The 14,858-nt window shown below is 72.6% G+C and carries 14 protein-coding genes; 7 read left to right on the top strand and 7 right to left on the bottom strand.

Features of this window, described 5'->3' with window-relative positions; genetic code table 11:
* The first annotated feature begins 42 nt into the window (after nucleotides 1–42).
* Both AC069R_RS18615 and AC069R_RS18620 read left to right on the top strand, forming a co-directional pair.
* A complete protein-coding gene (locus AC069R_RS18615; RefSeq protein WP_478767877.1) occupies nucleotides 43–1,416 on the top strand; it encodes a hypothetical protein in 1,374 nt (457 codons plus the stop codon).
* Nucleotides 1,417–1,539: 123 nt separating this feature from the next.
* Nucleotides 1,540–2,250, top strand: coding sequence for a dienelactone hydrolase family protein (locus AC069R_RS18620; protein ID WP_478767878.1), 711 nt, complete (start codon nucleotides 1,540–1,542; stop codon nucleotides 2,248–2,250).
* An 85-nt stretch (nucleotides 2,251–2,335) separates the two neighbouring features.
* Here the strand turns inward: AC069R_RS18620 and AC069R_RS18625 are convergent, their stop codons facing one another.
* Nucleotides 2,336–2,722, bottom strand: a complete 387-nt coding sequence (locus AC069R_RS18625) for a DUF2267 domain-containing protein (RefSeq protein WP_478767879.1) — start codon at nucleotides 2,720–2,722, stop codon at nucleotides 2,336–2,338.
* 31 nt (nucleotides 2,723–2,753) lie between these two features.
* Nucleotides 2,754–3,623, bottom strand: a complete 870-nt coding sequence (locus AC069R_RS18630) for an MBL fold metallo-hydrolase (protein WP_478767880.1) — start codon at nucleotides 3,621–3,623, stop codon at nucleotides 2,754–2,756.
* A 196-nt stretch (nucleotides 3,624–3,819) separates the two neighbouring features.
* Between AC069R_RS18630 and AC069R_RS18635 the strand changes: the two genes are divergently transcribed.
* The 3 genes from AC069R_RS18635 (at nucleotide 3,820) to AC069R_RS18645 (ending at nucleotide 7,240) form a co-directional block, all read left to right on the top strand.
* A complete protein-coding gene (locus AC069R_RS18635; protein WP_478767881.1) occupies nucleotides 3,820–5,019 on the top strand; it encodes a hypothetical protein in 1,200 nt (399 codons plus the stop codon).
* Between the two features lie 188 nt (nucleotides 5,020–5,207).
* Nucleotides 5,208–6,896 (top strand): aa3-type cytochrome oxidase subunit I, encoded by a 1,689-nt coding sequence (gene ctaD, locus AC069R_RS18640; protein WP_478767882.1) that lies wholly within the window; start codon nucleotides 5,208–5,210, stop codon nucleotides 6,894–6,896.
* Entirely contained in the window at nucleotides 6,893–7,240 is a 348-nt protein-coding gene (locus AC069R_RS18645; protein WP_478767883.1) for a cytochrome C oxidase subunit I, read from the top strand. Before ctaD ends, AC069R_RS18645 begins: the two co-directional genes overlap by 4 nt.
* 18 nt (nucleotides 7,241–7,258) lie before the next feature.
* Here AC069R_RS18645 and AC069R_RS18650 read toward each other — a convergent pair whose 3' ends face one another.
* The 3 genes from AC069R_RS18650 to AC069R_RS18660 all read right to left on the bottom strand — a co-directional run bounded on the left by AC069R_RS18650 (nucleotide 7,259) and on the right by AC069R_RS18660 (nucleotide 11,007).
* On the bottom strand, nucleotides 7,259–7,723 hold the full coding sequence (locus tag AC069R_RS18650; RefSeq protein ID WP_478767884.1) for a hypothetical protein: 465 nt from the start codon (nucleotides 7,721–7,723) through the stop codon (nucleotides 7,259–7,261).
* A gap of 103 nt (nucleotides 7,724–7,826) precedes the next feature.
* Nucleotides 7,827–9,983, bottom strand: a complete 2,157-nt coding sequence (locus tag AC069R_RS18655) for an MMPL family transporter (protein ID WP_478767885.1) — start codon at nucleotides 9,981–9,983, stop codon at nucleotides 7,827–7,829.
* Between the two features lie 184 nt (nucleotides 9,984–10,167).
* Complete coding sequence (locus AC069R_RS18660; protein WP_478767886.1) at nucleotides 10,168–11,007, bottom strand: class I SAM-dependent methyltransferase; 840 nt, start codon at nucleotides 11,005–11,007, stop codon at nucleotides 10,168–10,170.
* A 452-nt stretch (nucleotides 11,008–11,459) separates the two neighbouring features.
* Here AC069R_RS18660 and AC069R_RS18665 point away from each other — a divergent pair, with 452 nt between their 5' ends.
* The gene (locus AC069R_RS18665) at nucleotides 11,460–12,353 is read left to right on the top strand and encodes a TIGR01777 family oxidoreductase (protein ID WP_478767887.1); all 894 of its coding nucleotides are present in this window, start codon (nucleotides 11,460–11,462) and stop codon (nucleotides 12,351–12,353) included.
* 80 nt (nucleotides 12,354–12,433) lie between these two features.
* Here the strand turns inward: AC069R_RS18665 and AC069R_RS18670 are convergent, their stop codons facing one another.
* On the bottom strand, nucleotides 12,434–12,937 hold the full coding sequence (locus AC069R_RS18670; RefSeq protein WP_478767888.1) for a lamin tail domain-containing protein: 504 nt from the start codon (nucleotides 12,935–12,937) through the stop codon (nucleotides 12,434–12,436).
* A gap of 191 nt (nucleotides 12,938–13,128) precedes the next feature.
* Here AC069R_RS18670 and AC069R_RS18675 point away from each other — a divergent pair, with 191 nt between their 5' ends.
* On the top strand, nucleotides 13,129–13,998 hold the full coding sequence (locus tag AC069R_RS18675) for a class II glutamine amidotransferase (RefSeq protein ID WP_478767889.1): 870 nt from the start codon (nucleotides 13,129–13,131) through the stop codon (nucleotides 13,996–13,998).
* Between the two features lie 11 nt (nucleotides 13,999–14,009).
* Here AC069R_RS18675 and AC069R_RS18680 read toward each other — a convergent pair.
* Nucleotides 14,010–14,858 (bottom strand): LytR C-terminal domain-containing protein (locus AC069R_RS18680; RefSeq protein ID WP_478767890.1); only part of this gene is annotated, 849 nt, incomplete at its 5' end.

A 14,858-nucleotide genomic window follows, 5' to 3' on the forward strand; every position in this document is an offset into this window, starting at 1 on the left:
GACGGCGGCCCGGCGCCGCCCGCCCGGCCTAGCGTGCCGGGTGTGACCCTCCTTCCCCACCGAGACCCCGCTGCCCGCCCCGCGGCACATCCCTCCCGTGCCGGGCGACGCGATCTGTACGCCGCCGCTGCCGCCGCCCTGCTCGTGACGGCGGCGGTCCTGGTCGGCCGCCATATCCAGGCCGTGCACCGTTCGCTGTTCGTGCACTGGCCCCCGCTGTTCGCCGACTGGGACCCGCACGCCGGCCCCGGCACCCCCGCCGCACTGGCCGTGGCGGCGGCGACCGTGGTGCAGGGTCCCGTGCTCGCGGCCCGGCTGCCCTGGCGCGGGCTGCTCGCGGCGGCCTGGGCGACCGCGCTGGCGTGGATCGTCTCGCTGGCGCTGGTGGACGGCTGGCAGCGGGGCATCGCCGGCCGGCTGACCGCCCGTGAGGAGTACCTGCGGGTGATCGGCCGCTTCCATGACATCCCGGCCGCCCTGCACGACTTCACCCGGCACATCGTCAGCGGCACACCCCGCCCCTGGCCCGCCCATGTCGCGGGGCATCCCCCGGCGGCCACGCTGACCTTCGTCCTGCTCGACCGGATCGGGCTGCGGGGCGGCGGCTGGGCCGGGATGTTCTGCGTTCTCGTCGGCGCGAGCGGATGCGTGGCGGTGCTGATCGCCGTGCGCGCCCTGGCCGGCGAGGCGCTCGCGCGGCGGGCGGCCCCGTTCACGGTGCTGGCCCCGGCCGCGGTGTGGCAGGGCGTCTCCGCCGACGGCTACTTCGCGGCGGTCGCCGCCTGGGCGCTGGCCCTGCTGGCCCTCGCCCTGACCCGTCGCTCCCCCTGGGCGGCGGCCGGCGCGGGCCTGCTGTCCGGGCTGACCTGCTACCTCTCGTACGGCCTCGCACTCCTCGCCCTCGTGGGCGCGGCGATGCTCCTCCTCGCCCGCCGCGAACTACGCGCCCGGCCCGCCCTGTTGCTTCCCCTGCTCGCCGGACTGGCGGTCTTCCCGGCGGTGTTCACGCTCGCCGGTTTCAACTGGTGGCACGGGTACCAGCTCCTGACGATCCGTTACTACCAGGGTGTGGGAGGCGTCCGCCCCTACGGCTACTGGGTGTGGGCCGATCTCGCCTGCGCCGTGCTCATCACCGGGCCGGCCACCGCGGCGGCCCTGCGCCGCACCGGCGCCGAGCTGCTGCACCGCCGTACCGGCTCGCGGGCCCGGCTCGCCCTCCTCGTCTGCGCCGGGCTGCTCGCCCTGCTGGCGGCCGACCTGTCCGGCATGAGCAAGGCCGAGACCGAGCGGATCTGGCTGCCCTTCGCGCTGTGGCTGCTGCCCGCCTGCGCGCTGCTGCCCCGCCCCCGGCCCTGGCTCGCCGCCCAGGCCGTGCTCGCGCTGCTGCTCAATCATCTGCTGCTGACCGGCTGGTGACGGCGGTCCTCCCGGTCCGCGGCTCTGCGGGTGCCGGGGGCCGGGTGCCGTGGGCATGATGGGAGGTGGACATCCGGGCCGTATCGCTCGGCGGGAACGGCGCCCCGGAAAGGGTTGAGGCCGATGATCTCCGAGATGGTTCTCGTCCGCATGGACGACGCCGCGCTCCACGGCGACCTCGTGGTCCAGGCATCCTCGCGCGCGGTGGTGCTGTTCGCGCACGGCAACGGCAGCTCCCGGCACAGCACCCGCAACCGGACCGTGGCCGCCGAGCTGCGCACGGCCGGGTACGGCACGCTGCTGCTCGACCTGCTCAGCGAGCGGGAGGAGCGGCACGACGCGCTGAACGGCGAGCACCGCTTCGACATCCCACTCCTCGCGCACCGTCTGGTGGGCGCGATCGACTGGCTCGACGAGCAGCCGGACACGCGGGGCACGCCGGTGGTGCTGTTCGGCGCGAGCACCGGCACCGCCGCCGCGCTGACGGCCGCCGCCGAACGGCCCGACCGGGTGCTGGCCGTGGTGTCGCGGGACGGGCGGCCCGATCTGGCGGGCGAGGCGCTGGAGAAGGTGCGGGCGCCGGTCCTGCTGGTCGTCGGCGGGCAGGACCACGAGGTGCTGCGGCTCAACCAGGGCGCGGCCCGGCGGCTGCGGGCCCCGCACGCCCTGCACGTCGTACCGGACGCCACCCATCTGTTCGAGGACCCGCGCGCGCTGGCCCAGGTCTCCGAGGCGGCCAGGCGGTGGTGCGACGAACGGCTGCGGGCCATGCGGGAGGAACGGGAACAGCGCGAACGGGGGCTGGAGACGGAGACGCACGGGAGTGAGGCGTAGGCGGGGACGCACAGCGGTAAGTCCGCGCCCCACTTACGGCCCCGCTTCCGAACCCCCGGCCCCGCTTACCAGTCCCCTTCCCCGCTCAGGCGGGCTCCGGCCTTCCGAACAGGTCCGCGTAGTCGACCGGGAGCCGGGCCAGCAGGCCGTCCAGCTCGCCGCCGGGGACGGAGTCGGCGACGGTGGAGAGCACCGCGCCCGCGTCCCACTCCGCCGTGCGCGGCCGGGCGCCGGTCTGCTGGGCCACCCGCCGCAGGAACTCCTCCCGGCCGAAGGACTCGGCGCAGCCCCGGTCCCGGTGCAGGGCCTCGTCCAGCGGTGCGGGCAGCCGCGCCGCCAGCTCGTCGGCCTCCTCCGGGGTGATCCGGGTGGCCAGCGTCCACAGCACGGCCTCGCTGACGTGCTCGGCCTCCTCCTCGCTCCGGTACTCCCCGCGGTCCTGGACCCGGCTCAGAAACTCCGCCAGCCGCACGGTGACCTCCCGCTGCCGAACGCCGTCCCCCTCACCACCGTACGGCCGTGAAGTCCACGGGACGCGGGCGCAGGGTGCTGGTGTGCTCGGTCAGGGCGCGCAGGCGGCGGGACATCTCGTCGGCGGGCAGGTGCCTGCGGTCGCCATGGCCCGGCAGCACCCACTCGAAGCGCAGCCGGTCCGCGGTCCGGGCCAGGGAGGCGGCCAGCTCCTCGATGGAGTACCAGGTGACGCAGTCCACGACGGCGAGGTCGCCGAGCGAGCGCGACCAGTGGAAGCTGTCGCCGCTGAAGCAGTACCGGTCGTCCGCGAGGTAGAGCACGCTGCCGCGGGTGTGGCCGGGCAGCGGATGCACGGTGACGCCCGGTCCGACCTCCACCGGGTCGAGGCCCCGGATGACCTGGTCCGCGTCGGGCGCGGCGTCGAGGTCGCCCTCGTGGATCCACAGCCGGGCGCCGAGGTGATCGGCCCAGTGGCGGCCGTGGGCGGCGTGGTCGCGGTGGGTGAGCAGCACGTCCGTGATCCGGCCCGTGGCCGTGTACCGGCCGGCCAGGGCGGGGCTCCAGCGGGGGGTGTCGATCATCATCCGAGTGCCGTCGGGGCGGCGCAGCAGATAGGAGTTGGCGGCCGCGGTGCGCGGCGAGTTGTGGCCGCACAGCAGCACGCCGTCGTCCAGGGCCAGGGGGAACGGGTCGAGCGCCTGGTCGACGCGCCCGGCGGCGGGGCGGATCGAGCGGGTGTGGCAGGCGAACACGGCGGCGTACAGGCGCCGGTTCTCCTCCTCGGTCTCCGGTTGGCGCACGATCCGGGACGTGCCGTTCTCCTCGGCGATCAGGTCCGGCGCCAGTTGCCGGGCGACGTCGCAGTTGGTGCAGCGGTCGTCGACGTACCAGCCGTCCACAGGGGCTCCTTCCGCGGGGCGCGGCCCGGTGCGGGCCGCCGTTCAAAGATGACCCGCCCGAACCGGGACAGGTAGGGGCGAACGGTCTTGTATTTTCCCGGATACGGCGCTCTGACCAGCAAAGAGAACAAGCCAGAAGTGACGTGACCGGCGTGGTCCCATTGCACGGACGTGCGGCTGCGATGAAGGTCGAGGGGTGAGTACGTTCTCCCCGCAGCACCGTGCTGCCCCTGCCCCCGAACGGCCCGGTCCGTCCCTGCGGGGACACGAGCGGCGGACCTGGCCGCCCGGTGTCCAGCGGGCGCTCGTCCTGTTCGGTGCCGTCCGGCTGGCCGGGGCCGGCCTCGTCGTCCTGGTGAACCTGCTCACCGGCCGGGCGATACTCAAGGGCCTGGCCCACTCCTGGGACTCCGTCTGGTACCTGCACATCGCCACGCACGGCTACGGCACCCGCGTGCACATCACCGACTCGGGCGCGGTGCAGACCGACTGGGCGTTCTTTCCGCTGTATCCGGGGCTCATCCGGGCGCTCGACTGGATCCCGCCGCTGACGCCGGGCGTGGCGGCGCTGCTGATCGCCTGGACCGCGACCGCGCTGGCCGTCGCCGGCATCTACGCGATCGGGCACCGGCTGTACGGCCGCGCGGTCGCCACCGCCATGGTCGCCCTGTGGGCCGTACTGCCGCACTCGGTCGTCCTCACCCTCGCCTACACCGAGCCTCTGTTCATCGCGCTCGCCGTCTGGTGCCTGTACGCCCTGCTGGACGAGCGCTGGCTGACGGCCGGCGCGCTCGCCGCGCTCGCGGGCCTGACCCGGCCGAACGGCTACGCCGCCGCCGCGGCCGTCCTGGGCGTGGCCGCCTTCGAGGTCGTACGGCAGCGGGGGCGGGTGCCGCTCGGCCTGTGGGCCGGTGCCCTCGCCGCCCCGCTCGGCTGGACGGCGTACCTGCTGCTGGTGGGGCAGCGCACGGGCGCCCTGTTGCGCGGCTACTTCCAGGTGCAGAGCGCGTGGGAGTCGCGCTTCGACGGGGGCCTGGGCACCCTGCGCTTCCTGGCGACGGTGCCGGTCACCGACGGTGTCGTCTACCCGGTGGCGCTGGTGGTCGTGGCGGTCGGCGTCTTCCTGTTCGTCCGGCTGTGCCGGGAGCGCGTCCCACCGGCGCTGCTGCTGTACACCGCCGCGCTGCTGCTGCCGGTCGTGCTGGTCTCGGGCCCCTTCGAGTCCAAGCCGCGCTTCCTGCTGCCCGCTTTCCCGCTGCTCGTCCCCGCGGCACGGGCACTGGTCCACCGGTGGCGCACCGACCCCGACGCCACCCGCAGGCTGTGCGGGTACCTCGCCGCCTTCTCCCTGCTCTACGGCACCTATCTGGCGACCTTCGCCAACCACTCCCCCTGATCGCCGGGCCCGCCGCCGCGCGCTTCCCCGTTGCTCCGAACGGGGCACGGGGATGCTCCGTTCGGGTGTGAGCGTCAGCCGTTCGGCCGTGTCCCGGCCGCCGGCGGCTCCGGCGGCCACCCCGGTGCCGCAAGGATGTCGGATGACTGACGTCGGCGAACCTGCGAGCGCCGGGAGGCGTACCAGCTGTGAGCATTCTGAACGAGCCCAAGGGGCCGGCCGACACCTACGACAGTGAGGTGCCGGTGCGGCGCAAGCAGCCCGGCAATGTCGTGGTGCGGTGGCTGACGACCACCGATCACAAGACGATCGGCACGCTGTACCTGGCGACGTCGTTCGGGTTCTTCCTGGTCGGCGGCCTCATGGCGCTCATCATCCGCGCCGAACTGGCCCGTCCGGGGCTCCAGATCGTCTCCAAGGAGCAGTACAACCAGTTGTTCACGATGCACGGCACCGTGATGCTGCTGATGTTCGCGACGCCGCTGTTCGCCGGTTTCACCAACTGGATCATGCCGCTCCAGATCGGCGCGCCCGATGTGGCCTTCCCGCGGCTGAACATGCTCGCCTACTGGCTTTACCTGTTCGGCTCGCTCATCGCGGTGGGCGGCTTCCTCACCCCGGACGGCGCGGCCGACTTCGGCTGGTTCGCCTACGCCCCACTGCACAGCGAGGTCTTCTCGCCCTATGTCGGCTCCGACCTGTGGATCATGGGGCTGGCCTTCTCCGGCTTCGGGACGATCCTGGGCTCGGTCAACTTCATCGCCACGATCATCTGCATGCGCGCTCCGGGCATGACCATGTTCCGCATGCCGATCTTCGTATGGAATGTCCTGCTGACCGCTGTTCTGGTGCTCCTGGCCTTCCCCGTGCTCGCGGCCGCGCTGTTCGCCGTCGAGGCGGACCGCCAGTTCGGCGCCCACGTCTACGACTCGGCGAACGGCGGGGCGCTGCTGTGGCAGCACCTGTTCTGGTTCTTCGGCCATCCCGAGGTCTACATCATCGCGCTGCCGTTCTTCGGGATCGTCTCCGAGATCATCCCGGTCTTCTCCCGCAAGCCGATGTTCGGTTACATGGGCCTGATCGCGGCGACGATCTCCATCGCGGGGCTGTCCATCACCGTCTGGGCGCACCACATGTACGTCACCGGCGGCGTGCTGCTGCCGTTCTTCTCCTTCATGACCTTCCTGATCGCGGTGCCGACCGGGGTGAAGTTCTTCAACTGGATCGGCACCATGTGGAAGGGCTCGGTCTCCTTCGAGACCCCGATGCTCTGGGCGACCGGCTTCCTCGTCACCTTCCTCTTCGGCGGTCTGACCGGCGTCATCCTGGCTTCGCCGCCGATGGACTTCCATGTGTCCGACTCGTACTTCGTGGTGGCCCACTTCCACTACGTGGTCTTCGGCACGGTCGTGTTCGCCATGTTCGCCGGCTTCCACTTCTGGTGGCCGAAGTTCACCGGCAAGATGCTGGACGAACGCCTCGGCAAGATCACCTTCTGGACGCTGTTCATCGGCTTCCACACCACCTTCCTCGTCCAGCACTGGCTGGGCGCCGAGGGCATGCCGCGCCGGTACGCCGACTACCTGGCCGCCGACGGCTTCACCGCCCTGAACACGGTCTCCACCATCGGCTCGTTCCTGCTGGGCCTGTCGATGCTGCCGTTCCTCTACAACATCTGGAAGACGGCGAGGTTCGGGGTTCCGGTCGGCGTGGACGACCCGTGGGGCTACGGCCGTTCCCTGGAGTGGGCGACCTCCTGCCCGCCCCCGCGCCACAACTTCCTGACCCTGCCGCGGGTCCGCAGCGAAGCCCCCGCGTTCGATCTGCACCACCCGGACATCGCGCTGGCCGAGGCCGAGGCACAGGGCGCGGTATGAGCGACCCGACTCTGCGGCCGGAGGTCGCCGAGGGGGAACTGGGCAACCAGGTGGAGGGATACCTGCTCTGGCAGGCCCGCATCGCGGAGGCCGAGCAGCGTGCGAGGGAGTTCGTCCGGCCGATGGACTGGCTGACGACCTCCCAGCGCACCGAGATCGAGCAGAGCTACGTCGAGGACGCCCTGCGCCGCGCCAGGAAGGACCTGGAACGCATCGCCGCCCGCTGCGCCTCGCTGCGCGCCGAGTACGAGAACCGGTACCGGGAACTGCGGCGGCGGTGCGTCGCCTGGACGCTGGGCGTCTGTGCGGGGCTGGCCGCGGCGGTGACGCTGCTGCTTCGCTGAGGGAGCCGCTGCCCGCGGTCAGCGGTGCCGGTGGGCCGCGGCGATCAGCCCGTAGGTGACCAGGCCGTAGGCCAGGTGCGGGAGGGCGTCCGCGGTCCAGTCGGCCGGGGACCACGTGCGGGGGTCGCTGACGCCGAGACCGGCCATCGGGGCGTCGGTCAGGGCCATGGCCAGGGCGCCGGTGGCGGGGCCACCCAGCCAGCCGGGCGGGCGGAGGCCGGCCCGGTGGAGCAGGGCGACGGCGGCGCCGGTGCCGACCCCGACGGCGATGCCCGTGAGCGCGCCGAGACCGGACAGCCGGTTGCCCCGGTCCTCCGTCTCCGGGACCGGGTGCCCCGCCTTCTCGGTGACCTTCTCCACCACGTCTTCGGGCGCGCTGCTGGAGGGCCGGCCGCGCAACGCCATGTCCAGGTAGGTCATGGCGTTCAGTGCGGTGGTACCGGCGGCCCCGGCGGCGCAGCCGCGCACGATGCTGCGGAACATGGGCCTCCGGGTACCGCGGGGCGTCCGGTGCGAAACGCCAGACCGGGAACGGGGGCACACCGGGGCCCGTGCCCTGGTGTGCCCCCGTGGAGCGGTGGCCGTGTCAGCGGCCGTGGCCCGCCGGGTCACGTTCGCCCGCGGCCGGCGCGGGGACGGTGCCGGGAGCCTCGGCCGCCCGGTCCCCGTGCCCCGGCCACCAGGCCGCGTGGCCGATGAGCGCGGTGAGGCTCGGCGTGAAGAACATCGCCATGACGAACGCGGCGATCGCGATGCCGAAGGAGACCGCGAAACCCATCTCGGTGAGCAGCGAGTTGCCGGCCAGCATCATGGTGGCGAAGGTCGCCGCCAAAATGAAGCCGGCCGCGGCCACGGTCGGCCCGGCGTGCCGCAGGGCCTGGCCGGCCGCCTCGCGCGGCTCGCGGCCCTCGCGGGCCTCCTCGCGCAGCCGGGCGATCATCAGGATGTTGTAGTCGGTGCCGATGGCGACCACGAACAAGTACATGATCACCGGGAGCATGAACATCAGGCCGGAGTGCCCCTCCCCCTTCTGGAAGATCCACACCGTGGCGCCGAGGGTGGCTCCGAAGCCGAGGCCCACCGAGGCCATCAGGTACCAGGGCGCCACGACGCTGCGCAGCAGCAGGCCGAGGATGATCATGATGAGGACGGCGGCGACCGGGAACACCGTGCGGTAGTCGTGGTTGACCGCCGTGTCGATGTCCTTGTAGATCGAGGACATGCCGCCGACCAGCGCCTCGGTACCGGCGGGCGCGTCCGCGTGCGCGACGTCGCGCACCCGCTGCACCGCGTCGATCGCCTGGTCCGTGGACGCCTCGTACTTGAGGGTGACGGTGAAGTCCGCGGTGGTGCCGTCCTTGTTGAGCTGGGTCATCCGGGCGCTCGCCACGCCGTCGACCGCCCCCAGCTTCCGCGCGTACCCGGCGAAGGCGCTCTTGTCGAGCGGCTTGCCGCCGGTGCTGGAGAGGAAGACGTCGGTGGGTGCGGCGGCACCGGCCGAGTACGCCTTCTGCATCCGGTCCTGGACGACCATCGACTCCTTGGTCTTGGGCATCGAGCCCGAGGCCAGGTCGAAGGTGGCCTTGTAGCCGAGCGTGCCCGCCGACAGCGCGAGCAGGACGAGACCGGAGGCGACGGCGGTGAGCGCCGGGCGGCGCCGTACCGCGCGGCCGAGCGCGGCGAACCGGGCGTTCTCCGGCTCCTTCTGCCAGGACTTGGAGGGCCAGAAGACCTTCGGGCCGATGAGGGAGACCACGGCCGGGATCAGGGTGAGACCCGCGACCAGGGTGGCGGCGACCGCGATGGCGAGCGCGGGGCCCATCTGCTTGAGGAAGCCGAGGGTGGACAGGACCAGCGCGAGGAAGGCGATGATGACGGCGCCGGCGGCCGAGGCGATGGCCTCGCCGACCCGGCCGACCGCGTTGACCATGGCCTCCTTCGGCTCGTCACCGGCCCTGAGGCGTTCGCGGTAGCGGAACATCAGGAACAGGAAGTAGTCCGTGCCCACACCGAACAGCACCACGATCAGGATGGACGAGATCGAGCTGTTGGCCTGGAGCCCGAACAGCTTGGTGGCGTAGGCGATCAGCCCGTTGGCGACGGCCGAGACCAGGCCGATGAGGAGCAGCGGCAGGACGGCCAGGATCGGCGCCCGGAAGATGATCAGCAGGGTGACCAGGATGATGGCGAAGGTGCCGAACCCGATGAGGGCCTGGCCGCGCTTGGAGGAGTCCTGCTGGTCGAGGGCCTGCGCGGCGGAGCCGCCCAGTCTGACGTCGAGATGGGTGCCCTTGGCCAGTTGCTTGACGTCCGCGCGCAACGTCTTGGCGGCGTCGGCCTGTTTGGGCTGTCCCGCGTTCTTGCTGTCCATCTGGACCAGGGTCATGGCGTACCGGCCGTCCTTGGACGGCGGGCCGGGGACCACCTTCTGTACCTGGTCGATCTTCTTCTGGCCCAGCTCGGTGGTGATCCGGGCGACGTCCTTCTGGTCGGCGGCGGTCAGCCGGCCGCCGTCGGAGCGCTGGTAGAGCGCGATCGCGGACGGGGTGAAGGCGCTGGGGAACGCCTTCGACTGGAGGTCCGCGGCTTTGATCGACTCGTAACTCTTGGGCAGAAAGCTGCTCTCGTCACTGTTCGAGGGCAGGCCGGGGGCGGTGGCGACGATCGCCACCGCGGCGATCAGCCATGCCACGATCGTCCAGACGGGATGTCGGACGACCGTGGCGCCAATACGTCGGAACATGCGGGAGGGTCCTCCTGTGAAGGAAGATCACCGCAGCCCGGGGAGCGGTCCCTGGCATCGATGACCCCGACCGGCTCAGGTCCGCCGAGCCGGTCGAATAGTTGTCTCTGAGGATCACATCGTAATGACCAATGATGCGATCTTCGTACCGGATATCGCGGTCCCCTACCGTGTCTCAAGCGGATCAAACCGCTCCGGGAATCCGCCAGATGAACACCTCGGTGCTGGGCACCCGCTCGGCGAAGCGACCCGCCGGTGAGACCCCGGCGAGCAGGGCACGCAGGTCCGCCTCGAAGGCGCCCAGGCGGGGGCCGAAGAGGTGCGGGGTGGAGGAGGAGTGCGAGAGGGTCCAGGCGACCACGTCGTCGGCGGTGCGCTCCAACACCCGGCCGCCGGGCACCACACGGCGTTCGGGACCGAGGAAGCCGGCCGCCGCCAGGATCTCCGCCTCGTCGCCGGGGGTGCCGCGCGGCAGCAGCCCGCGCCCCGCGCGGCGGACCGGCCCGAGGTACTCCCTGACCAGTGCGGCGATGCTCCCGCGGGGCACGGCCGGGTACGGCGATCCCGCGGCCGGGTGCCGCTCGCCCTTCAGGTCGGCGAGGTGGACCAGCCCGCCACCGGGCCGCAGCATCGCGCCGACGGTGCGGGCCACCCGTGCCCGGTCCGTCCAGTGGAAGGACTGGGCGAAGACCACGGCGTCGAACGCCCCGAGCCCGGCCGGGAGTTCCTCGGCGCGCAGCCGAGCCCAGCGGGTCCGCCCGGCCATCCCCGCGGCGGCGGCCCGGCGTTCGGCCGCGCGGATCATCTCCGGGTCGGGATCGATGCCGACGGCCTCGCGGAACAGGGCGGCGAGCGGGACGGTGACGGTGCCCGGACCGCAGCCCACGTCGAGCAGCCGGCCGCGGCCGTCGGCGGGCAGCGCCCCGGCGAGCAGCGGCACCAGGCCGGGGGCGTACGGCAGCCTGCCGCGCTCGTAGTGCTCGGCGGCTCCCGCGAACAGGGTCTCGTCCCACTCCCAGGTCACGTCACAGCCTTTCCTGCGGGGGCCGTTCCAAGGGAGCGGCTCGGGCCGGGGTCGGTCCGGTTCGGTTCGGTTTCGGTTCGGGCGGCAGTGAACCAGGCCGGGAGCGGCGGAGTCCACGGCGTTTCGGCCGACGCGCCGGCAAACGTGGTCCGGGACCGGTGCCGGGCCCCTCGGCGATCACCCGCGCGCCGCGGTCCGGGGCGGTGTCGAGGCGGGCCAGGACGGGCCAGGGTGGCGATGGCGGGCAGCGGATGGCCGAAAAGCACCGACATCCGCTCATTCAGATCGGCCCAGTGTGCCCCTTGGTGATGCCGGCTCGGTCGGGTGTCTCGGCGATGGTCGCCGCGGGATGGCCACGCTCAAAGACCGGGCTGTCGTGCGGCGCGAAACGGGCGGATCCGGGGTTCAATCCGGGGAGAGACCGCAGCACTTCGCCGCCCCAGGAGGACGCCATGCGCGTCGCGATCACCGGGTCCCATGGGCTCATCGGTTCCGCCCTCGTCCGTTCGCTGTCGCAGGACGGGCATCAGGTCGTCAGGCTCGTCCGGGAGGGGGCGGGGCGCGGGCCGGGGGACGGCGGCGAGGCGGTGACGTGGGATCCGGCCGGGGGCGGGGCCCGTCTTGAGGGGGTGGACGCGGTGGTGCATCTGGCGGGGGCCGGGGTCGGGGACCGGCGGTGGAGCGCGTCGTACAAGCGGGAGATCCGGGAGAGCCGGGTGCGGGGCACCCGTGCCATCGCGCGGGCGTGCGCCGGCGCGGAGGTGCCGCCGCGGGTGCTCGTGTCGGCGTCCGCGACCGGCTACTACGGGGACACCGGCGGGCGGATCGTGGACGAGGGCGCACCGGCCGGGGACGACTTCCTGGCGTCCGTCTGCGCCGAGTGGGAGGCGGCGGCCGGGCCGGCTCGGGAAGCCGGGATCCGGGTGGTGCATCCGCGGACCGGGCTGGTGGTCGCGGGCGGGGGCGGGGCGTTCGGGCGGATGCTGCCGCTGTTCCGGCTCGGGCTGGGCGGGCGGATCGGGTCCGGCGCGCAATACTGGCCGTTCATCTCGCTGGCCGACCACATCGCGGCGCTGCGGTTCACCCTCGCCTGCGAGGCGCTGTCGGGGCCGGTCAATTTCACGGCTCCCGAGCCGTTGCCGGAACGCGAGATCACGCGGGTGATGGCGCGGGTCCTGCACCGCCCGGCCGTCCTCCCCGCCCCCGCCATCGCACTCCGCGCCGCGCTCGGGGAGTTCGCGGCGACCCTCATGTGCAGCACCCGCGCCGTCCCGGCTGCACTGACGCGGGCGGGCTTCGTCTTCGCCCATCCCACCTTCGAACAGGCGCTGCGGTCCGTGCTCTGAACCGCCGTCACACCGACGGGCGGCGCGCCGCTCACGCAGAGCCGCGCACCGCCCGCACCGTTCACCTCAGCCGGTCACCTTCAGTGGCGGCCACCTCCCTGGCGCGGGTGGCCCGTGGCGCGGTGCTGGTTCCAGGAGACCTGGTCGACGAGGCGGCCGCGGTCGTTGCGCAGTTTGGCGGTGTCCGACTTGTCCCAGACCTGGGAGCGGCGGTCCTGGTAGAGGTCGGACCGGGTGTCGCGGCCGACGCCGGTGTGGACGCGGACCGTGGCGCGGGCGCCGAGGGAGTAGTGGTGGAAGGTGAAGGTGTGCCCGGCGGCGTCCGACAGCGTCCAGCCGTTCAGGTTCACCGCCTTGCGCGACTGGTTGCTGACGGCCACCCACTGCTGGTTCAGCGCGGTGTTGGTACGGGCGCCCCGGCCCGTGCTGTCGTACCGCACGGTGCTGATGTACACCACGCCGTGCGCGCGGCCCGCGTGGTGGCCGGCGGCCGCGGCGGGCAGCGCGGCGGCGCCGACGACGGCCGCCGCGACGGCGGTGGCGGCGGTCAGCCGCCGGACGTTCGTGAGAACGGAAACGGACACAGAGGTCCCCCTTTTGCGCATGGTGCGTGGTTCTGGTGACGGCCGGGTGACCGCACCTCCACACTGTGCAAGCCGCCGACGGGATTCCGGGCGGAAAACAAAATGCATTGCCGTCCCGGTATCTTCCTTTTGCCTGGGGTAGGAACAGATTGACCTTTTGTTCGGAGGACGCCTTCTGTTCGGAGGACCCCGTGTGCCGCTTGTTCGGGCTGACCAGCGCTCCCCGTCGCACCCGTGCCACCTTCTGGCTGCTGGAGGCGCCCGACAGCCTCAGCGCGCAGAGCCACCGCGAGCCGGACGGCACCGGCCTCGGGTACTACCGGGCCGACGGCACACCCGAGGTGCACAAGGCGCCGATCGCCGCCTACGAGGACCGGGCGTTCGCCGAGGAGGCGCGGGAGGTGGAATCGGCCACCTTCCTCGCGCACATCCGGTACGCCTCGACGGGCGGCCTGGACGTGCGCAACACGCACCCCTTCGAGCAGCGGGGCCGACTGCTCGCGCACAACGGGGTGATCGAGGGGCTCGATCTGCTCGACCGTCACCTGGGCGAGGACCGCGCGCTGGTGCACGGCGACACCGACTCCGAGCGGTTCTTCGCCCTCGTCACGCGGGAGACCGAGGCGCACGGCGGTGATGTGTCCGCGGGGCTCGTCGCCGCGGCGCGCTGGGTCGCCGGGAATCTGCCGCTGTTCGCGCTGAACGTCATCCTCGTCACGGCCGGCGAGCTGTGGGCGCTGCGCTATCCGGACACCCATGAGCTGTATGTGCTGGAGCGGCCCGCGGGCGGCCATCACGGGTCACGGCATCTCGACCACACCGGCCGGCACGGGCGGCTGCGGGTGCACTCGGCGGCGCTGGCCGACCTGTCGTCCGTCGTGGTGGCCAGCGAGCCCCTGGACGAGAGCCCGCACTGGCGGTTGCTGGCCCCCGGCGAGCTGCTGCACGCGGGCCGCGATCTCCAGGTCACCTCGCGCGTCGTGCTGCCCGACCCGCCGGCGCATCCGCTCACCCTCGCCGATCTGCGCCCCGACGCGGCGGCCTCGCAGCGGCCCTCCTGACGGCGCCCGGCTCAGGAGTCCGAGTCCGGCTTGTCCCTGGCCTCCGCGTACGCCTCGGACGGCGTCATGGGGACCCCGTTGAGGGTGACGGTCTTGTAGGGGCTGACCTTGGCGCACGCCTTGGCCTGGTCGGCGGTGGAGGCGTGGGCGTTGGCGACCGCCGTCTTGGTGTCGGAGGTGCCGCCGGAGGAGCCCCCGGAGGTCCCGCCGGGGAAGGTGGTGCCGCTCGCCCAGTCGCCGCCGATGACCAGCGTCAGGCCGGTGCCGGTGCCCTGCTTGAGGTGCGAGCCGGACAGCCCGAGCGCCTTGGCGACGGTCTGGGCCTCGCCCTTCTGCCCGGTGCCATAGGTGAGCGTGGTGGTCGCCGACGGGCTCGGCGCGTTGGCCGTGGTCGTACCGGAGCTGAAACCCTGGTCGGTGAGCGCGGTGGCGATGTCGGAGGCGCGGCCGGTGACGGCGGTGCCGTTCTCGACCGTCACGGCGATCTGCGCGGCGGGCACGCTGGGCGCCGTGGCCTTCTTGGTGGCGGCGGCCGCCGCGCTCTTGCCGCCGGAACCGGTGGTCAGGGACTGGTCGTTGGCGATGGCGGCGAACAGCGCCTTGGCGCCGGGGCCCACCACCACGCGGTTGTCGTTGGCCGGGTCGGCCGCCGTCTGCATGGTCGTGAAGGTCATCCGCTTGGTGGGGACCTTGTTCACGTCCGCGGCGAGCCCGATCAGCTTCTTCACCGTGTCGAGGCCGTTGTCCACGGTGAGCGCCTTGGTGGCGGCGTCGGCGAGGTCGTAGACGGCGCCGGGGTCGGTGAGGGTGCCCGCGCTCTTGAACTTCCGGATCATCGAACTGAGGAAGATGTGCTGGGA

The sequence above is a fragment of the Streptomyces sp. NPDC043952 genome (assembly GCF_056435325.1).